This is a genomic window from Christiangramia aquimixticola (assembly GCF_048285835.1).
GTDB classification, from domain to species: Bacteria; Bacteroidota; Bacteroidia; order Flavobacteriales; family Flavobacteriaceae; genus Christiangramia; species Christiangramia aquimixticola.
Map to the genome: position 1 here is coordinate 4,901 of NZ_JBLVTL010000007.1, position 25,844 is coordinate 30,744.

Below are 25,844 nucleotides of genomic sequence, written 5' to 3' on the forward strand. Positions count from 1 at the left end.
GCAACTGATGTTGAAGTAACTTCGGTTACTCAGCCAGACAATGGAACTGTAGTGATCAATCCTGACGGAACAGTTACCTATACTCCTAACCCGGATTATAACGGAACTGATACTTTCGAGTATACCGCTACTGTAACTAATGCAGATGGATCAACTACTATTGAAACTACCACGGTAACGGTGAATGTAGAAGGTACTCCGGATGCGGTTGCAGATAATGCAACAACTTCTGAAGATGAAGCAGTAGTGATTGATGTTCTTGATAATGACACTTACGATCCGGCAACTGATGTTGAAGTAACTTCGGTTACTCAGCCAGACAATGGAACTGTAGTGATCAATCCTGACGGAACAGTTACCTATACTCCTAACCCGGATTATAACGGAACTGATACTTTCGAGTATACTGCTACTGTAACTAATGCAGATGGTTCTACTACTACTGAAACTACCACAGTAACGGTGAACGTTGAAGGTACTGCGGATGCTATGGATGATTATGCTACCACCCTGGAAAACACTTCGGTAACAGTAGAAGTATTAGAAAATGATACTTTTAACGAGAATACTGATATCGAAATTACCGGTGTAACAACTCCGGCCAACGGTACTGCTACTATCAATCCTGATGGAACTATAACCTATATCCCGGGATCTGAATTTTATGGTAATGATGAGTTCGAGTACACCGTAACTGTAACTAATGCTGATGGTTCGACTACTACTGAAAATGCCACTGTATTTATAACTGTGGATAAGCAACCTGATGGTCCACAGATCACTGTAACACAACCAGACTGTTCGGTTCCAACAGGATCCATAGTAATTGACCCAATAGATGGTTATACTTATAGTTTCAATGGAGGAAACTTTGAAACGACGGGTACTTTCGAGCAGCTGGCTCCGGGTATTTATACCATAGTAGCAATGGATTCTAAAGGATACAAGTCAGAACCTGTATCAATCGAAATATTAACTCAACCTGATACTCCGGATGCTCCTGTAGTGTTAGAGATTTATGAAGCTTCATGTGATTTACCTACCGCTTCAATAATTATAGAAATTGAAGATGGAATCTCATATTATTTGAAAAATGAAGCTGGAGAAGTAATAGTAAATTCTGAAAATGATGGAATTTTCGAAGACCTTGTTCCTGGCGAATACATGATCTATGCTGAATCTGGTAATGGATGTATTTCAGCTCCAACGAGCCTTGTAATTGAAGAGCCTCAAGCAACAGAAATTGAGACAGAACCGCTAGAACTGTGTATAGGTGATGATCCTGAAGATCTATTTGAATTATTTCCGGAAGGTATTGATAAATCCGGAACCTGGGTAGATCCTGCAAATACCGGTGCCCTGAATGATGAATTTTTAGATCCAAAGTTCCTTGAAGTAGGCACTTATACATTTACTTATGTATTAGATGGTAATTGCCCGAGTGAAACCAATGTGACTGTAACTATAAATGATCTATGTGAGGTATTGAATTGTGAACTATCAGATATCAAAGCAAGTATCTCTAAGGTTGTAACCCCTAATGGTGATAATAATAATGATTACTTCATGGTAGACCAGGATGTTCAATGTGACTTGATCTATGACGTTATGATCTTTAACAGATGGGGAGCAAAAGTATTTGAAGCAGAGAATTACCAAAATAACTGGGATGGACAATCACAGGAATCGGTTACCAGATCCAACCAACTGCCTGCAGGTACTTATTATTACATAGTGAAAATGAGAGATAGTGATTTTAAACCTATTCAAGGGTATATCTATCTTGGAACTAAATAAGAAAGGGGAAATTATGAAAAAAGTATATTTAATCATATTGATGTTGATTGTTGCAACCCCCGGGTTTTCGCAACAGCTTCCTCAGTTCACCCAATACATGTATAATACAATCTCGATAAACCCGGCTTATGCCGGGAGTCGGGATGCTTTTTCCATTGTAGGCTTACACCGTAGTCAATGGGTAGGTGTTGAAGGAGCTCCAATGACCCAAACCTTTTCCATCCACTCTCCAATGCGGAATGATAAAGTGGGATTAGGACTTTCTGTAATCAATGATAATGCAGGTTATGAGAATTATACTTATACCTATGGTGATTTCGCTTACCGTCTTGATATGAGTGCAGATGTTACTTTGCGCTTAGGTCTTAAAGCCGGGATGAGTTATTATCATATTGAAGAAGAACTTTTTACCGATCAAGAGGTTTTGAATGACCCATTTTTCAGAGACAAGATCAACAGATGGACACCAAATGTTGGGATAGGATTTTACCTTTCTGCCCAAAACTGGTATATAGGAGGTTCAGCTCCAAAACTGATAAATAATAACAATAATGAGTATAATGAATATCTGGCTTTAGAACAGGTACATTATTACCTGACCGGAGGTTACGTTTTCGATCTAAATCCTAACTTAAAATTTAGACCAACAACTATGTTGAAGGCTACCAAGGGAGCCCCACTTTCCGTTGATATTTCAGCTACTGCCATTTTTGATGAAAGTATTTATCTGGGTGCAAACTACCGGGTTGATGATGCTATTGGAGGATTTTTGGATATACAGTTGTTACCGGGATTCCGTGCAGGCTATGCTTATGAATATCCAATTTCTGATATTAGACCATATACTTCAGGTTCTCACGAGATCCTTCTCATATATGAACTAAGGTCTAAAGATACCCGATACAAATCTCCCCGATTCTTTTAAACTAAGCAGGCTAAAATGAAAAAATTATACACCACCCTCCTCTTACTTATTTGCTGCTCTATTGGGCTGCAGGCTCAAAGCGGAAAACAAAAAAAGGCAGACAGGCTCTTTAATAATTTCGCCTACCTGGAAGCTACTGAAGTTTATAAAGATCTTATCGAGAAAGATTATAAGGTTACCTACAATTCCCTGAAACTTGCAGATGCTTATATGCAACTCCGTAGTCCGGAGAATGCCGTCTACTATTATGAAGATGTGATAAAAGATACAACCATCTCTCCGGAATATTATTACAAATTTGCTCAGGCGCTTCGAGGGGTAAAACGTTATGAAGAATCCAGAACCTGGTTAAAGACCTATCTTGAGGAAGGCAGAATATCTGCAGATATTCAGGCCATGCTTAATAAAGAAGAGTTCAAAAGCAGGTTTACATACAGAGTGCAAGCGGCCGACTTCAATTCAGAATTCAGCGATTTTGGAGTATTTGTTCAGAATGATCAAATCTATTTTGTTTCAGCCAGAGCTGAAGATGAGGATGTAAAGAAAAAGACCTACCGTTGGAACGGAGAACCTTTTCTTGATATATACATTCAGGATAAAAAGTCTAAAACCATCACTCCAATTTCCGGAGATATCAATACGAAACTTCATGACGGTCCGGTGGTAATAAGTCCGGATGGAAAAACCGCTTATTTTACCAGGAATAATTTCCTTGGGCGCAGAGAAGGTAAAAAAGACAAGGAAAACACCAACCACCTTAAATTATATTCCGCGACTAAAAAAGGGAACAACTGGGAAGACATAAAAGAACTTAGCTTCAATAGTGATCTTTATTCTGTTGGGCACCCTACTCTATCTGGCGATGGAAAGACAATATATTTTGCTTCAGACATGCCCGGCGGGTTAGGCGGAACAGATCTTTATAAAGCTGTTTTATCTGAAGACGGAACTTTTGGAAAACCTGTAAATTTAGGAGAACCTGTTAATACAGAATTTGATGAGACCTTCCCTTTTATGGATACAGATGGCACTCTCTTTTTCTCTTCCAACGGTCATCCGGGATTAGGACTGTTTGATATTTTTAAACTTGATCCTGAAGATAATACTGTAGAAAACCTTGGAACTCCTATAAATAGCAATCTCGATGATTTTGCATATTTTAAAATAACCGATTCCAAAGAAGGTTATATCTCTTCTAACAGAGGAGGAAAAAGTGATGACATTTTTGTCTTTAACAAACTAAATCCTCTAACCTTAAAAGGACAGGTGACCGATGCAGTGAATGAAAAACCAATTCCGGCTGCAACAGTACGTATCATGAATTCTGAAGGCACACAAATCGCCTTTCTGGAAACCGATGAAGAAGGAAATTTTGAAACCAGGATCAACAGAGATGAGGATTTCCCGGTTGAAGCCAAAGAGATCGCTTACCAAACTTTCAACGGCAAGATCAGCACTTTTGATGTTGACGAAAAAGAGGAGTTGATCTATAACATCGAACTTAATCCGGTTCAAAATTTAGAATATCTGGCAGAGATCGATAATATCTATTTTGACTTTGACAAAGCGAATATTCGTGAAGATGCAGCTAAAGAACTAGATAAACTGGTAACTCTTATGATCGATAAATATCCAAATCTCGTCATAGAAATTGATTCACATACAGACAGCCGCGGAAGCAATTTTTACAACGAGAAACTGGCCGAAAGAAGGGCAAAATCCACCTATGAGTATTTACTTTCGAAAGGGATAGCACCGGAAAGAATTGTGAAATACCAGGGATATGGTGAAACCAAACCGGCTATAGATTGTGAACGTTGTTCTGAAGAAGAGCATCAGTTAAACCGACGATCCATGTTTAAAATAGTAAAAATGGAATAAACCCCAACTTATTCTGAAAGAGGCTTATTTGTTATCCCCCCTTTACATTCGGTTTTACCGGATACCCGTAATAAATAAGCCTCTATAAAACAATCGACCCCAACAAATTCGATTGAATAGAAAAAGGTCCGGCCTCTAGCCCGGACCTTTTTCGCTTTTATGACTCTCCTGACTCCCTTTTAACGATTTAACATTGTTTGGCACAATAGATGAACTAAAACCTTCACAAGTTGTAAGATTCGCGATTTTTAAACGCCTAATCAATTAAAAATTCAATGAGATACTCTAAACCCTTCTTCTTAGCCGGAATGTTCTTAATCATGCTCTCATCCTGCTCTAAAGAGGATATAATAACCGACAGCAAACCCTCCGGCACTCAAAATGGAAATACTACTGCTCAAAATCCTGAACTGGAAGTTGAGAATTTCATTTATAACGGGCTTAATGAAATATACCTTTACAAATCAAGTGTCCCGGAATTAGCCGATAATTATTTCGGAAATTCTAATGAAAAAAATGATTTCCTGGCCTCTTCCTCTTCCCCGGAATCCCTTTTTAAAAACCTGCTTGCTTCCGTGGACAGATTCAGCTTTATTACTGACGATTTTAATAGTCTTGAAGAAAGATTTCAGGGTACCAGTGGAGCTACCGGAATTAAATTTGGTGTAGGACAAATATCCAATACGGGAAATGTTTTTGGTTTTATACGTTACATCTTACCCGGAACCTCCGCGGCAAATGCCGGATTAAAAAGAGGAAATATTTTTACCGAGATTGATGGTCAAAAATTGACGCCTTCTAATTTTGAACGGCTGATTAACAAAAATGAATTCACTATAAATGTTGGATACGTTGAAGACAATCAAATTATAATGACAAATGAAGTAGTTCGTCTCACCGATAACTCCTATACTGAAAATCCTGTTTTTATCACTAAAACCTATGAGCTGGAAGGGCAGAAGATTGGATACTTAATGTATAACAGTTTTACCGGGAACTTTGATGATGAACTAAATGCTGCATTTGGAGAATTTAAAGCTGAAGGTATTACCAATCTTATTCTCGATCTCAGATATAATGGAGGAGGCTCTGTAGAATCGGCTAAAGATCTGGCCAGTATGATCACAGGACAATTTGAAGGAGAAATCTTTATGAAGGAACAATGGAATGAGAAATACCAGGCTTTTTATGAGGCTCAATCTCCGGAATCCCTGATCAACCGGTTTGATAACAGTATTAGAACCGGAGAAATTACCAACAGCCTTTTTCTTAACGAAGTGTATGTATTGACATCCGGATCAAGTGCTTCTGCAAGTGAGCTAATTATCAACGGACTTGAACCCTATATAAATGTAAAACAGATAGGAGATCGTACAGTGGGTAAATTTCAGGCTTCGGTTACTTTATATGACAGTGAAGATTTTGGAAAAACCGGAGCAAGTAAAAATCATACCTATGCCATGCAGCCACTGGTATTTAAATCTATCAATGCTAATGGGAAAACAGATTTCGTAAACGGACTGGACCCGGATATTAAGTACGTTGAAAATCTAAATGATATGGGTGTCCTGGGAGAAACTGATGAGCCTTTATTAAATCTGGCTATAAACGATATTCTGGGAAGAACTTCTCAGGCTAAATCCAAACTGCAATTTCTGGATTACACAGCCATAGGAGAAAGCGGTATGAACGAATTTAATTTTCAGAGGATGTATATCGATGAATTACCAACCCTTAAATAAGGTATAGGTAATATAAAACAAAAGACCGGGCAAACTGTCCGGTCTTTTGTTTAATAAGTCATTCTGTTGATTCTACTGTTGTCGGCTAACAAATCAAAAAATAAAAAAAAGGGTCAGCCTCTAGCCTGAACCCTTTTTCGATCGGGGGGAAAACAAAACAAAACTTCTATTTTTTCACAAACATGTTCGTGAAATAATTTTTACCCTCGGCATCCTGCCTAACTGATATTCCAAAGTGAGTATAATCACCTTCTATATTTTCTTTATGACCTTTACTTTTTAACCATGCATTTACCACTGCATCTGCAGTTCTATATCCATATCCTACATTCTCTCCTACTTTAACCGCACCCAATTGATTCATTAAATGGGAAGCGCGGCTGGAAAAATTATCGTGGCTTACCGTCCCTGTTTGAATCATGTATTTATTATGATCTTCAGATTCGATTGAAATAGCAGAAATAGGTTGCAGTTCATTCAATCCATTTGCTTTGCGGTAAATGTTTAAGTCCTCAAGAATTTCGACTTCTATCGCATTATAATTATACACCTCATAGGTTGTTACCACATGGTTGTAACCGGTAACTTCGTCATTAATACTATCTTTAGAACAAGATGTAAGAAAAAACGTACATAAAAATAAGATTAATCCGGTAGTAGTAAAATTTTTCATAGGTACAGTTGTTAAGATCAGGGAAGTTAAATGTACACTATTTATCGACTAAAAACACAGTCACCTAAAAAAAAGTCAGAAATTGACCCATTTTTAACATTTTTTGTAGGAAATTACGGTAATTTTATTAACAGAAGTCCGTTAAAGTGCACTTTAACGAAAAAACAAAAAGTGTCATTCAACGACTATTTCCATTCCATCATCGGCTAAAAGCACATTTTCGAAGATAGTCCGTGCTTCTGTCCTGAAAAGTTCAATATTATCGTAACGGGTTGAGTAATGGCCAAGTAGCAGTTTCTGAACGTTTGCGGCTTTAGCAATAGCTGCCGCCTGTTTGGCCGTGGAATGTTTTGTAGGAAAAGCTAATTTTTCTTCAGAATCCAGGAATGTAGACTCATGATATAGCAGGGTAATATTAGCTATAAGCGGGACTAATTCGGGATCATAAACAGTATCACTGCAAAATGCGTAGGACAGTGGTTCCGGTGGGTCTTCAGTAACCAGATGGTTAGGAATTAGCTCCCCGTCTTCAGAAACCACATCCTTGCCCTTCTTAAGACTTTTAAAAAGGGTAAAATCAATATTCAATCTTCTCGCTTCATCAACGATTAATCGGCGATCTCCTTCTTTTTCTCTGAAAAGATAACCATTGGTATAAACCCGGTGTTTTAAAGGAAGTGTACTTACCGTTATATGTTCATTATCGATAAGGATCTCAGGTTCCTTTGAAGTGAGTTCATGAAAAACTAAAGGAAAATTAGTCCAGGAATTTGCCAGCTTAAGCTGAAGGGTAATTATTTCTTTAATTCCTTTAGGGCCATAAATGTGAAGTTCATTTTCCCGGTTCAGGAGCCTGAAAGTTGATACCAGGCCAACAAGACCATAAAAATGATCCCCATGCAAATGGGAAATAAAAATATGTTTTATCCGGGAAAACTTGATCTTATTGCGTCTAAGCTGTACCTGTGTTCCTTCTCCACAATCTATCAGGAACAGCTGCTTTCCCATTTCTAAAACCTGGGCGGTAGGATTGGTAAAACTTCTGGGAGTTGCCGCATAGCAACCAAGAATTGTAATTTTCATACAACCGGGAATTTCAGCAATAGGGTTTAATTATTTAGAAACCCAGATCTCTCTGAATTTCATCCATCTGGATCATATCTTCAGCTTCAAGGACGGTGGGAACAACCACAAGTTCATCCGGGAGTTCATCTATTCCAAGAGCGTCATTTACGATCACAAAACTTTTATTTTCGTTGCGATGAACATTAGACAATTCCAAAAAAGACAGCAGGTTTTCACTCATAATTTCCCTGAACTTATGTAGATCTAATATCACATTCTTCTCTTTAAAAGTGGAATGATTCTTAGTTAGGGCAGAAGTAAAATCTGTTAATGAAGCTTCCTCAGGTTCTATTAAAAGATAATTTTCCTTCTCTATTGTTTTCATGTTGTTTCGCTTAAATCCTAAATATATAACTTACTACTGCTTGATTTTTGAAGCCAGCAGATATATGACAGCCATTCTAACTGCCACTCCGTTTTGAACCTGATCGAGAATTATAGCATGATCAGAATCTGCTACATCACTGGTGATCTCCACTCCCCTGTTTATTGGACCCGGGTGCATGATCACGATCTCTTTATTTAAGGAGTCCAGCAGTTTTTTATTAAGCCCAAATTGCTTTATATACTCTCTGGTACTCGGGAAATAGCTAATCTCCATCCGTTCATTCTGCACTCTCAGCATATTTGCCACATCACACCATTCCAGAGCAGCCTTTAAATCTGGCTCCACCTCTACCCCCAAAGATTCAATATGCTTTGGGATCAAAGTTTTAGGACCACAAACTTTTACACTTGCTCCCTGTAATTTTAATGCAAAAATATTGGAAAGGGCAACCCGGCTATGTAAGATGTCTCCAACTATCACCACCTTCTTTCCCTGGACCTCACCTAATTTTTCTCTTATAGAGTATGAATCCAGCAGTGCCTGGGTGGGATGCTCATGTGCACCATCCCCTGCATTAATAATACTGGCATTTACATGTTTAGATAAAAAGATGCCTGCCCCGGGATTGGGATGCCGCATTACCACCATATCCACTTTCATGGATAAGATATTGTTTACAGTATCTATTAAAGTTTCTCCTTTTTTTACCGAAGATGAGGCTGCCGAAAAATTTATAACATCGGCACTCAGCCGTTTTTCTGCAAGCTCAAAAGAAAGCCTTGTTCTTGTACTATTCTCGAAAAAAAGATTGGCAATGGTAATATCCCTAAGCGACGGAACCTTTTTAATGGGTCGGTTAATTACCTCCTTAAAATGATCGGCGGTTTTAAAAATAAGATCAATATCTTCTGGTTGAAGATATTTAATACCCAGTAAGTGGTTTACACTTAATTCGCTATTCATTACTTATTTCTTTTGGGATAAGATATACAGCATCTTCTCCATCCTGTTCTTTCCAGCTTACTTTTACTTTTTCATCATTTATGGCATCAACCTGCCACCCGTTATAATCTGGCTGAATAGGTAGATGTCTGCTAAATCGCCTGTCTATAAGGCTCAATAATTCGATTTCTTGGGGTCGGCCAAATGACTGGATGGCCGTTAGAGCTGCACGAATGCTTCGCCCTGTATATAGTACGTCGTCTATAAAAACCACATTTTTATCCTCTACAATAAAGTCGATTCTGGTTTTATTGGCTTCCAAAGGTTTTTCTCCTCTTCGGAAATCATCGCGGTAAAAAGTAATATCCAGCTGACCGGTTTTTAAATCGGTTAAATTATATTCTTCCCTAAGGATCTTCTGAATTCTTTCGGCTACAAAAATTCCCCGTGGCTGAATTCCAACAAGGACTGTTTCTTTAAAATCTGTGTGTTTTTCTACTAACTGACAAGCCAACCGATGCAGAATAATATTGAGTTGATTTGAGTCTAGGAGTACTTTACGGCTCATAAAACTGTTTGTAGATTGGAACAAAAGTAATGTTTTTTTTGAGATTGGAAGGGACAATTAAAGGTTCAGCTTTTAACCGGCTCTACGGACTTCTTTTTTATATTTCCCAGATCTATTTTAAGCTTATTTTTCAAAAACTCAATGATCTCCTTCTCTACTATATTTATGTCCTTTGATTTTATATCGCTTCCTATAAAATGAGTTCCCGGGGTGTCCAACGGTTTGAGGGCTACAAGTTCCTTCGGGGTTCCCAGTAAGGCATGGGAATCTTCATATATATCAACCTCTACATGTTCATCTTCCTCCATAAAATTTTTATGATAATAAAGTGTAAGTACAGGACACTTTACATTTTTAAAAGTTTGTGGCAGCATAGTAGTTTCTACCAGTACCTGTAAGTCTACCAAAGCTCTGGATGGGTAAACCGTATCCCAGTATTTGCGGGCAATAGCCTGTTCATGTTCAATCTTTTTATTTTTTCCGAAAGATATAAGGTCGGCAATTTCATATCCCCAGGGGGAGTTCAATACAAAAGTCCCCGGCTGATCGTCTTCGACATTAGGCGCCATGTTAATTAAAGCATGTACCCGATCTGGATATTCTGCCGCCAGCTTAAAAGCCAGGGTTCCTCCTGTAGAGGTACTCATAATGATCACTTTTTTTCCAATCATGGTTCCAATGGCTAAGGCTTCCTTCGCCGATTCCCAGGCATTTTCACCGTTAAAGTTTTCAAGGGAAGCAGGAGGAATCAATCCATGCCCTGCCCAACGGGCCAGGTATATATGGGCATTTAAAGTATCGGCAATATTTACATTCACAGGATAACCATCCCGGTAACTTCCGGCAAAACCATGTAAATAGATAATACTGTACTCGGTAACTTCAGGTGATTCACCCTGAAAAATAATTCTCGCTTCATTATCCTCCCGCACAGGCAGAGAAGATTCCTGATTACGTATATAATTCTCAAGCTCGGCAAGGTTGGTTGGAAGTTGCGGCAGATCTTTAGGATATGTGGGTTCCTGTGGTACAGGTCCCGAAAACCAAGTGATGATAATTGCAATAATAAATACTAAAAGGAACCAGTATCTTTTCTTCATATTTCGCTAATTACTTCCATAACTTTAAAAGAAGCCCAAATTAATATGAAATCCCATTATACCCAGCTTCGTTAAGAAATCTTTTCATATTTTAATTGCCCTCTTTAAAATTTGAATATCCTTATGAAGCCCATTTTACTTATCGCTGCCCTGCTTTTAAAATGTTATAACATCTATGCCCAGGAAATACCAGTTATGGACAGCCTTATGGACAATCAGCCTAAAATTGAAGGTAAGAAGGAGTATTTAGCTTCTCCTTTTGTAACTGCAGGAAACAGAATGTATTTAGTAGGGCATCAGGATGGGAATTTCCCTGAACTGGGCTGGCATATTAAGGATGAAATGGGCGGGATCTGGAACCATCCAATTAAAATTTTTGATGGGATGAACGCCCGGATAGTTTCTTCCGGCGATACCTTAAAATTAAATAAGGCAGAAAAATTCACCAATTATCCAACAGCAGGAAAACATTCTTATAACCTTAAAACCAATGACCTAAAAATTAATCGTTGGCAATTCGTACCCGATTCCTTACAGGGGACATTTATTCAATACGAATTTGAAAATACCGGGGACCGTAAGATGAAAGCCCAATTTTTATTGGATGTATTTGCCGATCTACGCCCTACTTGGCTAGGAGAAAAAACCAATATGATTGATGGGCAGGATTCGGGTAATTTTGAGGATAGTAAAAACGCTTTTATTTTTAAGGATGAGCTCAATCCCTGGTTCGCTTTGTTTGGATCTCAGGAACCACCGGTTGCCGTTAATTCGATCTCAAGCTCATACAAGGGTAAAGGTACCGGCGGCCAGCTGGTTTATGATATAGACTTGAAACCGGGTAAAAAATTCACCCTCAACTTTTTCATTGGGACCTCATACAAATCCCTTGCGGAGGCAGAAAAAGAATACAGTTTTCTAAAGCAAAATATAAAAACAGAAATTCTTCAGAAGAATAAAAAATACGCTGATCTATCTCAGAGATCAAAATTGACCATTCCAGACAAAAAGCTACAGCAAACATTTGAATGGTTAAAATATAACGCCGATTGGCTGGTGCAGGAAGTTCCTGAAATTGGCTCGGGAATAACCGCCGGAATCCCCGATTACCCCTGGTGGTTTGGAGTTGATAGTGAATATGCCTTAAAAGGTTATATGGCCGTTGGACAGACTGAAGCCGTTTTTAATACCATTCAACTTTTGGACAGCGTTTCAAATAAAGTGAACGCCAATGGCAGGATTATCCATGAAATGTCAACCAATGGGGCAGTTTTTAATAAAGGAAATATCAATGAAACCCCACAATTCGCTTCCCTCATTTGGGAGGTTTATAAATGGACCGGAGATAAAGATTTTTTAAAAAAGTACTGGTCTACAATTGTAAAAGGTCTTAACTGGTTGATGAAAGAAAATGACACTAACAATAATTTGTTTCCTGATGGATTCGGGATGATGGAAATCCACGGTATGGATAGTGAAATGGTGGATGTGGCTTCTTACACCCAACGAGCATTTGCAGATGCCGCTGAAATGGCCACAATTCTAAAACAAGATTCTTTATCACGGGAATATGCGGAAACAGCCGAATTATTAAAGAATAAAATCAATGATGAATTTTGGTCTGATGAATTTCAGTCATTCGCAGATTTCATTGGAACCGATGAGCAGGCCTTAAGATTAATTGACGATGCTTTGATAAGGGCAGATACTCTAAACAAACCCTGGTCCGTTCAGGAATTGAAACAGACAAAAAATTATATCTCGGCAAATCCATCTCCAAACTCCCGACCATTTGTGCTGCATCATAACTGGGTGGTTAATACTCCTATGGAAATGGGAATCGCCGATAAAGATAAAGCCGCCCTGGCTTTAAAAACTGCCAGAAATTACATCAATCCCTTTGGAGTTTTTGTAACCGGAATAGACCGGGACGAAAAAGTTAAGGACGAAGAATCTTCATTTACCGGCAGTAAGGTTTTCACATATACCGGAGCAGTGATGACACTCCCTACCGGGGTGCAGGCAATTGCTGAAAATAATTATGGCAATCCTGATGGCGCATTGGATTACTTAAAAAGAATGACAAAATCCTTCAGTTATGCCCTGCCCGGCAGCATGTATGAAGTTTCTCCGGATTATGGCATGATGACCCAGGCCTGGAATATTTATTCATTTGCGGTTCCCATCGTTCAGCAATTTTTCGGTATCAAACCTTATGCGCCGGATAAATTGATAACTGTACAACCTCAATTGCCGTCAGAATGGGAATATGCTAATCTTGAGAACGTAAAAATTGCCGACAATAAAGTTTCGGTTTTTTATAAAAGAGAAATGAATACCGAAACCTGGAAATTTATCAAAACAGATAAGAACTGGAAGTTAAAGATAATTCTTCCTGCCGGCACCTATATTTTTGACAATACCGAGAAGGTGACTAAAGATAACTTTAGTATAACCACCAGTGAAAATGTATTTAGTTTAGAAAGGAAACTTCAGTAAATATGTTAAACCTAATATCCTGAATTTTTAATTTAGAACCAGTCTTTTAACCAAATACAGTATTATTGTATCTTAGCTACAAATGATTATTATGGTGAATCCCAAATTTCTCCAGCCAACCACCAAACCTACCGAATGACAAAAAGTATTATGGATAAACTTTTCTCGATCGTCCGGGATGATCAGCAAGTTTTTGAGTTTACCCAGAAAAAAGCCCTGGATGGCTTTATGCTACTAAACCCGGAAACACCCAATAAGATCTGGTTAAATCCAAAGATCAGGACAGTACTTGGTTACAAAGCAAATAATTTTGAGAAAGAGGTTGATGCAGAAAAATTCCTCGAAATTGAGAATATTGAGTTTCTTACCAATCTGAAGAAAGGAAAATACCAAATTCATCTAAAGCATAAACAAGGCTTTAGTCTTCTATTAAATAGTGAAGTTTTAAAGGTCGAACTTAACGGTTCCCCCCTACTTATTTATGCATTTTCACAAATAGATCCTTTACCTGAAGTAAAGATAAATCTATTACGTAAAATAAACAGATACAAGAAGATCATTGAAGGAACTGAACTTGGAACCTGGCAGTGGAATGTTCAAACCGGCGAGACTATTTTTAACACGCAGTGGGCCGAGGTTATAGGATATAAACTGGAAGAACTGGAACCAACTTCAGTAGAAACCTGGAAATTGATTTCTCACCCTGAAGATGAGGAAAAATGCAATCAAGCTTTACAGGAGCACTTTAAAGGCAGAACCGACTATTACCAAACCGATGCCAGAGTACGGCATAAAAAAGGTCACTGGATCTGGGTTAGAGATAAGGGCAAAGTAGTAAGCTGGACAGAAAATGGTGAACCAGAGTGGATGACCGGTTTCCATGTAGATATTACCGAAGAAAAGAACCGGCTTGAAATCAAAAAACTATTCATAGATCAGGCTCCCAGTGCTATAGCGATGTTTGATAAGGAGATGCAATATATCGCAGCTTCTCAACAATGGAAAAACGATTATAACATTGCCGATATTGAGCTCGAAGGTAGAAGACATTATGATTTGTTTCCAAATATTTCTGAAGAATGGAAAGAAATACACCGGCGGTGCCTAAATGGAGAAGCACATAAAGAAGCTGAGGATTGCTACATTTGGGAAGATGGAACCGAACAGTGGATGAGCTGGGAAGTAAAGCCGTGGTATACCTCAGAAAAGGAAATAGGAGGGGTAATAATTTTCACGGCAGATATCACCAAACTGAAAATCGCAGAACAGGAGAATTTCCGGAAACAGCAGTTGATGGAAACAGTACTGGATAGTATAGACGTGGGTATTATTGCCTGTGACAAGGACGGAAAATTAACTTTATTCAATAAAGCTACAAAAGACTGGCATGGCCTCCCCGCTCAACATATTCCGCAGGATAAACTTTCTGAATATTACGGGTTATACTCCATCGATGGTTCGCACCAATTGGAGACTTCAGAAATACCTTTACTTAAAGCACTTCAAAATGGCCATATACAGAACGAGGAAATCCTTATAAAACCTAATCATGGGAAAGAAATTAAAGCCTCGGTAAACGGGTCCCAACTTTTTGATGAAAATGGCAATATTAGTGGGGCTGTAATTGCCATGCACGATATTACCGAAAGAGTGGCTGCAGAAAAGAAATTGCAAATTAGTGAAGAGGCCTTTAGAGGAAGCTTTGAACATGCCGCCATTGGAATGGCTATTCTGGATCCAACCGGGAAATGGATCAAAGTTAATAACCGGGTATGCGAAATTGTAGGATATACTCCTAAAGAATTATTGAATCTTACTTTTCATGACATCACCCATCCCGATGATCTTGATCTTGATGTAAAATTACTCGAGGAACTGGTAAATGGTGAAAGAGACCATTACCATATGGACAAACGATATTTCCATAGGAATGGCATGGTGGTTTATATTCACCTTGCTGTCTCTCTGGTGCGAGACGAAGACAAGAATCCGTTGTACTTTATATCTCAGATTACAGATATTACCAAACAGAAGATTGCTGAAGAAAAATTAAACAAAGCACTAATTCAAATTGAAGGATTGCTTGAAGCCAGTACTCAGGTAAGTATTATAAGTATTAACAACTCCGGAATTATTACTGCATTCAACAAAGGAGCTGAAAACCTTCTTGGATATTCCAAAGAGGAGATGATTGGAAAGCAAACGCCAAGTATTATTCACTCCAAGCAGGAAATAGACGCTCTTTCCAAAAAATTTGAAAAGACCTACGGTGAACGTCATGAGGGTACTGCTTTATTTATGGCCCTGGCTCAAAAAAAATCTTACGATACCAGAGAATGGACATATAAACGGAAGAATGGGACAGTTTTCCCGGTGCAGTTAACCATTACAGCAATTTCAGACGGTGATGAGATTATAGGATATTTAGGCGTTGCTACAGATATTTCAGATTTAAAAACAGCGCAGCGGGACCTTACCAATATTCTAAAACTTACGAATGATCAAAATGCCCGTTTAAAGAACTTTGCTCATATCGTTTCTCACAATTTAAGGTCTCATTCCGGAAACTTAGGAATGTTACTTGACCTTTATGTTGAAGATCATGAAGACCAAAAAGATGATCAGATAATAAAAATGCTATATAAGGCTTCCAGTAATTTAAAAGAAACCATTGATCATTTAAATGAGGTAACCGTTATTAACACAAACGAAAGTGATAGCTTTTCACCCATCCCTTTATATACCGAAATTGAAAAAGCAATTAATTCTGTAGGCGCATTGATTAATGATGCAGATTTAACCATCTACAATGAGGTGCCAAAAGATTGTGAGATTCATGGAATTAAGGCCTATATGGATAGTATTCTCCTTAATTTCACTACGAATGGTATCAAATACCGCTCTCCGGAACGGGAAAGCTTTTTAAGATTTACCATCAAACAAAAAAAGAAGTTCGTTCAGTTAATAATTGAGGATAATGGATTGGGAATAGACCTCGCCAGGCACAGGCAAAAGCTATTCGGGATGTATAAAACCTTTCATAACAACAAGGATTCCAGAGGGATTGGATTATTCATTACCAAGAATCAAATTGAAGCAATGGGAGGGAAAATTGAGGTACAAAGTGAAGTTGACGAAGGAACAAAATTTATTATAACATTAAAGAAGTATGAAAAAAATTGATATCGCCTGTATAATTGATGATGACCCGATATTTGTTTTCGGGACTAAAAAAATCATGAAGCTGGCCAATTTTTGCAACAGTTTCATGGTATTTCACAATGGTGAGGAAGCCCTGGACAAACTTAAACCCATCATAGAATCCAATGGAACAGCATTGCCGGATGTTATCCTTCTGGATTTAAATATGCCTATAATGGATGGCTGGGAATTCCTGGATGAGTTCATTAAAATTCCTTCTCAAAAAGAGATCACCATATATATCGTAACCTCTTCTATAGATCCTCATGACATTGAAAGAGCTAAAGATTACGATAAAATAAGTAACTATCTTATAAAGCCTATAAGTTCTGAAAAGCTTCATCAAATTGTATCCTCAGGCTCTTAACTGAAATTTGAAATACATTAATTAAAAACCTTCTGAATAACTTCAGGAGGTTTTTTTATACCCTATTATAAACCTGATCACAAGGAGAATTCCGAATGGATTTTCTTTAATACCCCCCCTTCTAAACAGAACCTAACCTTTAAAGGAAACCATTAATACAAGACATAAAAAAACCTCCTTAGTTGCCTAAGGAGGTTTTGCTTTATAAATATCAGGTTAGATTACTCTTTCCCTTCCATTTTGTCTTTCAACGCTTGAAGATCAGCATTAACATCACCAATAGTGGTTTTGTCGTTGTTTGAAGCTGCTGCTTTCTTAGCTGCCTGCTTAACAATTTTTTGCTCTTCTTCTTTGTGAATTGCCATGTGAGAAGCTACCACTCTCTTGAATTCTTTGTTGAATTCAATGATCTGGAATTCTGCCTCTTCACCTTTTTTCAATTTGCTTCCGTCTTCTTTTTCAAGATGTCTCTGTGGAACAAATGCAGTGATATCTTCGTTGAAGTCGATAGTAGCACCTTTGTCTACGATCTCTGTGATCGCTGCAGTGTGCTTAGTTCCAACTCCGTAGTCATCTTCGTATTTATCCCAAGGGTTATCCTCGATCTGCTTGTGACCAAGACTAAGTTTTCTTCCTTCAACATCAAGTTCAAGAACTACAACTTCAAGCTCATCACCTACGTTAGTAAATTCTGATGGGTGCTTGATCTTCTTAGTCCATGAAAGATCAGAGATATAGATAAGACCGTCGATTCCTTCTTCAAGCTCTACGAATACACCAAAGTTTGTGAAGTTACGAACGATACCTTTATGTCTTGAACCTACAGGGTACTTAGTAGTGATATCAGTCCATGGATCCTGGCTCAATTGCTTGATACCAAGAGACATTTTTCTGTCTTCTCTATCTAAAGTAAGGATCTGAGCTTCAACCTCATCACCAACATTTACGAAATCCTGAGCTGAACGCAAGTGCGTGCTCCAAGACATTTCTGAAACGTGGATAAGTCCTTCAACACCTTCAGCAACTTCGATAAATGCACCGTAATCTGCGATTACAACAACTTTACCTTTTACGTTGTCACCAACCTTTAGGTTTTCGTCAAGTGCATCCCATGGGTGCTGGCTAAGCTGCTTAAGACCTAACTGGATTCTTGATTTAGACTCATCAAAATCAAGGATTACTACGTTAAGTTTTTGATCTAGTTCAACGATCTCATTTGGATGGTTGATTCTTGACCAGCTAAGATCTGTGATGTGAACAAGTCCATCAACGCCTCCAAGATCAACAAATACACCGTAAGATGTAATGTTCTTAACAGTACCTTCAAGTACCTGACCTTTTTCAAGCTGACCGATGATCTCTTTCTTCTGTTCTTCGATATCTGCTTCGATAAGCGCTTTGTGAGAAACAACAACGTTTTTGAATTCATGGTTAATTTTAACCACTTTGAATTCCATGTTCTTTCCAACGTAAGCATCGTAATCTCTAATTGGCTTCACATCAATTTGTGATCCAGGTAAGAAAGCTTCGATACCAAATACGTCTACGATCATACCACCTTTAGTACGGCATTTGATAAATCCGTTTACTACAAGGCTCTCATCGTGAGCTTTGTTCACTCGTTCCCAAGCCTTGATAACTCTCGCCTTACGGTGAGAAAGGATCAATTGTCCTGTAGAATCTTCGCGAACATCGATTAATACTTCAACCTCATCACCTTCTTTAAGGTCTGGGTTGTAACGAAATTCGTTAAGGGAAATTACACCTTCACTCTTTGCGTTAATATCGATAATTGCATCACGATCTGTAATATTTATTACTTTTCCTGTTACAACTTCGTCATCTAAAGTGTCAACGAAATTTTCTTCAACTAGCTTTTCAAATTCTTCCAGCTTCTCATCGTCGATAGGATCGATTCCTTCTTCGTAATTGTGCCAGTTAAATTCTTTAAGGAATTTCTCAGGATTTTCCTGTTGTTTTTCAACTTCAGGTTGAGACTGAGTAGCCATTCCAGCTACTTCCTGTACTTCAAGATCCTGATTTTCTTTGTTTGTGTTTTCTTCAGCCATTACTGACTTATAATTTGTATTCTGAGTTTCTCCGGAAATCTTTCAGCAAAACAGATACTACAGAAGTTGTTTATAGTTTTGATTTTCAATCCCTTTTGGATTTCCGATATATTGCCAAAAAGGAGTGCAAAAATACGTAAGAAATAAAAAATCCGCAACTAATAATCAAATTAATTGCGGAGTATAATTTAAAGGGTGAAAATTTACGAATTCACAGCCTCAATTTTATCATTTACTATCTTCAGAATTTTATCAAATTGTTCCTCAAGATTCATATCTGAATTATCAATTTCAATAGCATCATCTGCTTTGATAAGCGGGGAATCATCTCTGGTAGAGTCCATATAATCCCTGTCCTTTACATTTTTGAGCACATCTTCAAACTCTACCTCATCTCCCCTTTCCACAAGTTCATCATACCTTCTTTGAGCACGTTTCTCTGTAGAAGCGGTCATAAAAAGTTTTAATTCGGCATTAGGGAATACTACGGTACCTATATCACGACCATCCATTACCACTCCTTTTTCTTTCCCCATCTCCTGCTGCTGCTTCACCAACATCTTACGAACTTCAGAAATTGTGGAAACTTTACTTACCTGTTGAGACACTTCCAGATAACGGATCTCTTTTTCAACGTTTTCGTTATTCAGATAGATCTCTGCAAAACCTTTTTCCTCATTATACTTAAACCTTAGACTTACGAATGGCAAATGTCTAATGATAGATTCTTTATTGAAATTGGTTTCGGTAACAAATAGCTTCCGCATCATATATAAAGTAACCGCTCTATACATCGCTCCGGTATCTACATACACATATCCCAGCTTTTTAGCCAGTCCTTTAGCCACTGTACTTTTTCCGGTTGAAGAAAATCCATCTATAGCTATCGTAATCTTTTTTTCCATTAAATCGTAATTAGAAGTGCAAAGGTAAATTTTTAAACAGGCATTTCCATCCAAAAATCAAAAAAGCCCCTTTCGGGGCTTATCTTATAAAGTTTTGGCATTTTTCACATTTTCATCTGTGATGGCGATTCCTATTACATCGCTCATTTCCCGCACATAATGGAATGTCAAACCTTTTACATATTCTTCTTTGATCTCTTCTATATCTCTTTTATTCTCTTCACATAAAATGATCTCTTTGATTCTGGCCCTTTTAGCAGCAAGGATCTTCTCTTTGATCCCTCCTACCGGAAGAACTTTTCCTCTTAAAGTGATCTCCCCCGTCATGGCGATATGTTTCTTCACTTTCTTTTGACAGAAAAGTGAAACCAGGGAGGTTAACATGGTAATTCCTGCACTTGGTCCATCTTTAGGTGTAGCACCTTCCGGAACATGAATATGTACATTGTACTTTTCAAATACTGTAGGATCTATACCCAGTTCTTCTGCATTTGCTTTGATATACTCCATAGCAATAGTAGCAGATTCCTTCATTACTTTTCCAAGGTTACCGGTTATGCTAAGATTTCCTTTTCCTTTTGAGAGAATAGACTCAATAAACAAAATATCACCACCAACACTGGTCCAGGCAAGACCTGTAACTACTCCGGCCACATCATTATTTTCATATTTGTCACGCTCCATTTTAGGGCTACCAAGGATCTCAATAATATCTTCGTCTGAAACTTTGATATTATACTCCTCTTCCATGGCTATATTCTTAGCTGCATACCTTACAACTTTCGCGATCTGCTTCTCTAAGGAACGCACTCCGGACTCCCGGGTATATCCTTCCACGATCTTTTCAAGCTGTTTCTTTCCTATTTTAAGGTGATCCGTATTCAGCCCGTGTTCTTCCAATTGTTTTGGCAGCAGGTGTCTTTTAGCGATCTGTACTTTTTCCTCAATAGTGTAACCGGTCACATTAATGATTTCCATACGATCTCTTAATGCCGGTTGAATAGTACTTAAAGAGTTACAGGTAGCAATGAACATTACCTTAGAAAGGTCAAATCCCATTTCCAGGAAGTTATCATGGAATTCAGAATTTTGTTCCGGATCCAGAACTTCAAGCAATGCCGAAGAAGGGTCTCCTGCATTCCCCATGCTCAATTTATCAATTTCGTCCAGAACAAAAACCGGGTTACTGGTTCCTGCTTTCTTAAGACTTTGAATGATCCTACCCGGCATAGCACCAATATAGGTTTTTCTGTGACCTCGAATCTCAGCCTCATCTCTTAATCCCCCAAGTGAAATACGTACATATTCTCTTCCCAATGCTTCTGCAACAGATCTTCCTAAAGAAGTTTTTCCAACTCCGGGAGGTCCGTATAAACAAAGAATAGGAGACTTCATATCATTTCTAAGCTTCAGTACCGCCAGATATTCAATGATCCTTCTTTTTACATCATCCAGACCATAGTGATCACGATCCAGAATTCTCTTTGCGCGCTTAAGGTCGAATTTATCTTTACTGAACTCGTTCCATGGAAGATCAAGGAACAGGTCCAAATAGTTTCTTTGAATAGAATATTCGGCAACCTGCGGGTTCATACGCTGCATTTTTGAAAGCTCTTTTTCAAAATGCTCCTGCACGTCCTCGTTCCACTTTTTATCTTTCGCCCGGTCACGCATTTCAACGATCTCCCCTTCATGAGAAACACCACCAAGTTCTTCCTGAATGGTTTTCATTTGTTGATGAAGGAAATATTCACGCTGTTGCTGACTCATATCACTCTGAACCTTACTTTGAATATCATTTTTCAATTCAAGTTTCTGGTTCTCGGTATTCATATGTTTTAAGGTAGCCAAAGCTCTTTCCTTAAGGTCGTTCATTTCCAGCAATTTCTGCTTCTCCTCCACAGTTAGACTCATGTTGGAAGAAACGAAATTGATAAGGAAAGAATCACTTTCAATATTTTTGATTGCAAAAGAAGCTTCAGAAGGGATATTTGGACTCCCTTTGATAATCTGCAAAGCAAGATCTTTGATCGATTCAATAATTGCTGAAAATTCAGCATTTCCTTGTTCAGGCTTATTATCCGGCACCTCGGTAATAGTCGCATTCATATAAGGCTGTTCTGTAACAACCTCGGTGATCTGGAATCGCTTTTTACCCTGGATGATCACGGTAGTATTTCCATCAGGCATTTTTAAAACCCTTAGAATACGCGCTACAACTCCAATTTTATTGATATCCTTCGCCGTTGGATTCTCAACTTCTTCATCCTTTTGCGAAACTACCCCAATGATCTTACTACCATTGTTGGCCTCATTAATCAATTTAATAGAAGCATCTCTTCCGGCGGTTATTGGAATAACAACACCCGGGAACAACACGGTATTTCGCAAGGGAAGAATAGGCAGGGTTTCGGGTAAATTTTCCTTATTGATTTCCTCTTCATCTTCAGGAGTCATCAACGGGATCAATTCTGCATCTTCATCAATCCCCTGGAATGACAAACTGTCAATATTAGTAAACTTTGTTTTCGCCATAATTTTATTTAAGTCAAACTGTCACCAATTTAAAATTTACTTAATTTGGTAAAGTTATCTAAAAACCCGTATTACAGGGCTTTTAATATGATTTTCAGATTTTCATTATCAATTATTCAATTCCTATGCCACGCTTCTTCTGAAAATTTTTATTGAAAAGTGTAACAATTCATTTTAACCTCCATCTTTAGAATAGAAACCAGGATTTAATTGACACCAACCATCACACATATCGGGGATCTGGTAGAAGGCTGCCGGCAAGGCAATCAACAAGCTCAGATGGAGATCTATGACCGCTATTATAAAGCAATGTATAACACTGCTTATAGAATTACCGGTCATTCTGCTGAAGCTGAAGATATCATGCAGGAAGCTTTTTTAAGAGCTTTTACCAGGATTGATAGTTTTAGAGAAACCTCAACCTTTGGCGCCTGGTTAAAAAGAATTGTGGTCAATGAGAGTATCAATGCAAGTAAAAAAAGAAAGAAACTCGGAGAGGTAAACTATAATGGCGGACTGGAAAATCGTCCCGATCAGGGTATTAACTGGGGTGATAAGGAGCAAAATAATGAAAAAGCAAGATTAATCCTTGATCAGATCAAATTGCTAAAGGAAAATTACCGACTTGGATTAACCCTTTTTTTAATTGAAGGTTATGATTATGAAGAGATTTGTGAGATCATGAATATTTCCTATGCGAATTGCCGCACCATGATCTCCCGTGCAAAAGAAGCCCTTCGAAAAAAACTGGAATATTATGGAAAATAAAGATTTAGATAAAATTTTTAAAGAACTCGATTTCAATGTAAAGGAACCTACACCTCAGCATAGAGAAAGGTTTTTACAAAAACTGAATGCTCAGAAAGAAACTCCGGGGACACAGCAAAAAGGGAAAGTACGCCGGTTATGGCTCAAAATTTCCTCTGTAGCCGCCAGCCTTTTGATCGCATTTTTCCTGGTTGGTGAGCTTGTAAATTCTAACGCAGAGAATCATACCGATCTTGCCAGCATTTCTCCTGAAATGAAAAAAACTCAGGAATTTTATTCAGGATTGATCGAAAAAGAATTGAACTCCCTGCAAAATGAAAGTTCTCCGGAAACACAAAAAATTATCGATGATGCCTTAACCCAGCTTTCACTTCTGGAAAAGGATTACGCCAAACTGAAAAAAAACCTCAAAACAAGTGGAAACGATAATCGGGTTATCCATGCCATGATTCAGAATTTCCAGCAACGTATAGACCTTTTAAACAGCGTTCTCACCCAAATCGAAAATATTAAATCACTCAAAAATAAAAGTCATGAAAACAATATTATCTAGTTTGTTAATATTTGCGGTCCTGGCCCCTGTTAATTATAACTGGGACGCGGTACCAAAAGACCACTCAATATATCACTCAGAAGATTACAGAGGAAAACATACCCGCAAGAAAAAAATTCAAAAAGAGTTTAAAGTAAGCGAAAGATCTAACTTAAAGATCAACAACAGCTACGGAAACATTGATATTACTAGCTGGGAAGAAAACAGGGTTGTTATAGAAGTTATAATTACCACAAATGGGGATAACCTTGAAAATGTGGAAGAAAAACTTAGGGATATACACATAGATTTTAATCAGTCCGCCTCCGGGGTGAGTGCGAAAACCCAATTTAACAGAGAAGAGAGAGCCTGGTGGAAAAATATTTTTGACAGCTCCAACAATGTAAATATGGAGATCAATTATATAGTTCGGGTTCCTGTAGGGAATAACCTTGATCTTGATAATGATTATGGCGGTATCTACCTTGATAAAACCACCGGAAACACGAAAATCAGCTGTGACTATGGGAAGCTTGACATTGGAGAATTAAGGGGAAAGTATAATGAACTAAGCTTTGATTATACCCGTAACAGTAAAATTGGGTATATTACTCAGGCTACAATTGATGCCGATTATTCTGATTATGAGGTCGAAGAGGCCAAAAAACTGAATATTAACGCTGACTACTCCAACTCAAGAATTTCCAAAGTGGAACGTCTGGAATTTAATTGTGATTATGGCAGTATCGAAATTGGAAAAGTAAAGATTCTTGAAGGGAATGGGGATTACCTCTCCACCAGAATAAACCGGATTTTTGAGGTGGCAGATTTGAATCTTGATTATGGTTCATTAAAAATCGACAAGCTGGTAAAAGGGGTTAGCCGAATTGACATCGATACAGATTATGCCGGAATTAAACTGGGGTATGATAGAGAACTTGCATTCAATTTTAATGTTAACAGCTCGTATGGCAACATTAGAGGAACCGAAGATCTGAATGTTAAGATGAATGACAAAGGCACCACCACTCATAAAGTAAGCGGAAGCTACGGGTCTGGAAACGCTGCGGAAATAAGTATCTCTTCCAATTATGGAAATGTAAATTTTATCAAACAATAACCGAAAGCTGTAAAAAGTCCATATTATGAAAAAAACGATATTACTATTCGCCACCATTTTAATGACGTTCTCTTGTATGAACGCTCAATGGGAAACAGAAAAAGTTGAGGGAAACGGGAATCTGGTTACCAATGAACGAACTGTAAGCAGTTACGAGGGGGTTCGCCTGGCAGGATCTTTAAACGTGGAATTAATTCGTGGTACAGCTGGAAAACTGGAAATTCAGGCAGAAAGCAACTTGCAGGAATTTATTAAAACTGAGGTAAGAAATAATGTATTACATATCTCAACCAAAAAAGGCATTAATCTTCATCCTAATAAACCTATCCTTATAACTGTTCCTGTAGAGACATTAAGGGAAGTTGCATTAACCGGCTCCGGAAAGATCCTTGGAAAAAATACTTTAAGCACTTCAAATATGGATGTCGAACTCACAGGTTCGGGTGATATGGAACTCATATTGGAAGCTGAAACAATAACTGGAAAAATAACCGGTTCCGGTGATATTTCAATCAGTGGTAAAGCTGAAAAATTTAAATGTATGGTAACCGGAAGTGGAGATTTTGATGCACAGAACCTAAGTACCGACATTGTGGATGCAAGGGTTTCAGGATCTGGTGATATTATAGTTAATCCCGGTTCATCATTAAAAGGATCTGTATCCGGCTCCGGAGATATTCGTTATAAGGGTAAACCGGAGAAAATTGATGTCAAAACTCATGGTTCCGGGAAAGTAACTTCATTCTAAAATTTAACCTGCCATGCGC

Annotated in this window: 20 protein-coding genes; 11 read left to right on the forward strand and 9 right to left on the reverse strand. The window is 38.1% G+C overall.

The annotated features are described in order from the left end of the window. From ACNKXV_RS12895 to ACNKXV_RS12910, 4 genes are all read left to right on the forward strand, one after another. The coding region (locus tag ACNKXV_RS12895; protein ID WP_417908153.1) for an Ig-like domain-containing protein at positions 1–1,797 on the forward strand (1,797 nt) is incomplete at its 5' end. A gap of 13 nt (positions 1,798–1,810) precedes the next feature. Continuing rightward, positions 1,811–2,722, forward strand: a complete 912-nt coding sequence (locus tag ACNKXV_RS12900; protein WP_417908154.1) for a PorP/SprF family type IX secretion system membrane protein — start codon at positions 1,811–1,813, stop codon at positions 2,720–2,722. A 15-nt stretch (positions 2,723–2,737) separates the two neighbouring features. Beyond that, entirely contained in the window at positions 2,738–4,603 is a 1,866-nt protein-coding gene (locus ACNKXV_RS12905; RefSeq protein WP_417908155.1) for an OmpA family protein, read from the forward strand. A 275-nt stretch (positions 4,604–4,878) separates the two neighbouring features. Next, positions 4,879–6,345 carry a S41 family peptidase gene (locus tag ACNKXV_RS12910; RefSeq protein WP_417908156.1) on the forward strand — a complete coding sequence of 489 codons (1,467 nt, stop codon included), beginning with the start codon at positions 4,879–4,881 and terminating at the stop codon, positions 6,343–6,345. Positions 6,346–6,511: 166 nt separating this feature from the next. Here the strand turns inward: ACNKXV_RS12910 and ACNKXV_RS12915 are convergent, their stop codons facing one another. From ACNKXV_RS12915 to ACNKXV_RS12940, 6 genes are all read right to left on the reverse strand, one after another. Further along, positions 6,512–7,018 carry a CAP domain-containing protein gene (locus ACNKXV_RS12915; RefSeq protein ID WP_417908157.1) on the reverse strand — a complete coding sequence of 169 codons (507 nt, stop codon included), beginning with the start codon at positions 7,016–7,018 and terminating at the stop codon, positions 6,512–6,514. Positions 7,019–7,192: 174 nt separating this feature from the next. Next, the gene (locus tag ACNKXV_RS12920) at positions 7,193–8,101 is read right to left on the reverse strand and encodes a ribonuclease Z (RefSeq protein WP_417908158.1); all 909 of its coding nucleotides are present in this window, start codon (positions 8,099–8,101) and stop codon (positions 7,193–7,195) included. A gap of 34 nt (positions 8,102–8,135) precedes the next feature. Continuing rightward, positions 8,136–8,468, reverse strand: coding sequence for a ribonuclease Z (locus ACNKXV_RS12925; RefSeq protein ID WP_417908159.1), 333 nt, complete (start codon positions 8,466–8,468; stop codon positions 8,136–8,138). 33 nt (positions 8,469–8,501) lie between these two features. Continuing rightward, positions 8,502–9,434 carry an aspartate carbamoyltransferase catalytic subunit gene (locus ACNKXV_RS12930; protein WP_417908160.1) on the reverse strand — a complete coding sequence of 311 codons (933 nt, stop codon included), beginning with the start codon at positions 9,432–9,434 and terminating at the stop codon, positions 8,502–8,504. Next, a complete protein-coding gene (pyrR, locus tag ACNKXV_RS12935) occupies positions 9,427–9,981 on the reverse strand; it encodes a bifunctional pyr operon transcriptional regulator/uracil phosphoribosyltransferase PyrR (RefSeq protein ID WP_417908161.1) in 555 nt (184 codons plus the stop codon). The genes ACNKXV_RS12930 and pyrR overlap by 8 nt, the downstream gene beginning before the upstream one ends. Before the next feature lie 65 nt (positions 9,982–10,046). Next, positions 10,047–11,081: an alpha/beta hydrolase gene (locus tag ACNKXV_RS12940; protein ID WP_417908162.1), complete on the reverse strand. Its 1,035-nt coding sequence runs from the start codon at positions 11,079–11,081 to the stop codon at positions 10,047–10,049. A gap of 123 nt (positions 11,082–11,204) precedes the next feature. Here ACNKXV_RS12940 and ACNKXV_RS12945 point away from each other — a divergent pair, with 123 nt between their 5' ends. The 3 genes from ACNKXV_RS12945 to ACNKXV_RS12955 all read left to right on the forward strand — a co-directional run bounded on the left by ACNKXV_RS12945 (position 11,205) and on the right by ACNKXV_RS12955 (position 17,148). Further along, entirely contained in the window at positions 11,205–13,580 is a 2,376-nt protein-coding gene (locus tag ACNKXV_RS12945) for an alpha-L-rhamnosidase-related protein (RefSeq protein WP_417908163.1), read from the forward strand. 135 nt (positions 13,581–13,715) lie between these two features. Beyond that, complete coding sequence (locus ACNKXV_RS12950) at positions 13,716–16,763, forward strand: PAS domain-containing sensor histidine kinase (RefSeq protein WP_417908164.1); 3,048 nt, start codon at positions 13,716–13,718, stop codon at positions 16,761–16,763. Beyond that, complete coding sequence (locus ACNKXV_RS12955; RefSeq protein WP_417908165.1) at positions 16,750–17,148, forward strand: response regulator; 399 nt, start codon at positions 16,750–16,752, stop codon at positions 17,146–17,148. The genes ACNKXV_RS12950 and ACNKXV_RS12955 overlap by 14 nt, the downstream gene beginning before the upstream one ends. A gap of 221 nt (positions 17,149–17,369) precedes the next feature. Here ACNKXV_RS12955 and rpsA read toward each other — a convergent pair whose 3' ends face one another. The 3 genes from rpsA to lon all read right to left on the reverse strand — a co-directional run bounded on the left by rpsA (position 17,370) and on the right by lon (position 22,657). Continuing rightward, the gene (gene rpsA, locus ACNKXV_RS12960) at positions 17,370–19,217 is read right to left on the reverse strand and encodes a 30S ribosomal protein S1 (protein ID WP_417908166.1); all 1,848 of its coding nucleotides are present in this window, start codon (positions 19,215–19,217) and stop codon (positions 17,370–17,372) included. A gap of 203 nt (positions 19,218–19,420) precedes the next feature. Next, on the reverse strand, positions 19,421–20,122 hold the full coding sequence (gene cmk, locus ACNKXV_RS12965; protein ID WP_417908167.1) for a (d)CMP kinase: 702 nt from the start codon (positions 20,120–20,122) through the stop codon (positions 19,421–19,423). 84 nt (positions 20,123–20,206) lie between these two features. Next, positions 20,207–22,657: an endopeptidase La gene (lon, locus tag ACNKXV_RS12970; RefSeq protein WP_417908168.1), complete on the reverse strand. Its 2,451-nt coding sequence runs from the start codon at positions 22,655–22,657 to the stop codon at positions 20,207–20,209. 210 nt (positions 22,658–22,867) lie between these two features. Between lon and ACNKXV_RS12975 the strand changes: the two genes are divergently transcribed. The 4 genes from ACNKXV_RS12975 to ACNKXV_RS12990 are packed head-to-tail and all read left to right on the forward strand — an operon-like array spanning position 22,868 to position 25,825. After that, entirely contained in the window at positions 22,868–23,425 is a 558-nt protein-coding gene (locus tag ACNKXV_RS12975; RefSeq protein ID WP_417908169.1) for an RNA polymerase sigma factor, read from the forward strand. Next, positions 23,415–23,978 (forward strand): DUF4179 domain-containing protein, encoded by a 564-nt coding sequence (locus ACNKXV_RS12980; protein WP_417908170.1) that lies wholly within the window; start codon positions 23,415–23,417, stop codon positions 23,976–23,978. Before ACNKXV_RS12975 ends, ACNKXV_RS12980 begins: the two co-directional genes overlap by 11 nt. Next, positions 23,959–25,077 carry a DUF4097 family beta strand repeat-containing protein gene (locus tag ACNKXV_RS12985; protein WP_417908171.1) on the forward strand — a complete coding sequence of 373 codons (1,119 nt, stop codon included), beginning with the start codon at positions 23,959–23,961 and terminating at the stop codon, positions 25,075–25,077. Before ACNKXV_RS12980 ends, ACNKXV_RS12985 begins: the two co-directional genes overlap by 20 nt. A gap of 25 nt (positions 25,078–25,102) precedes the next feature. Beyond that, a complete protein-coding gene (locus ACNKXV_RS12990; protein ID WP_417908172.1) occupies positions 25,103–25,825 on the forward strand; it encodes a head GIN domain-containing protein in 723 nt (240 codons plus the stop codon). Positions 25,826–25,844: the final 19 nt, after the last annotated feature.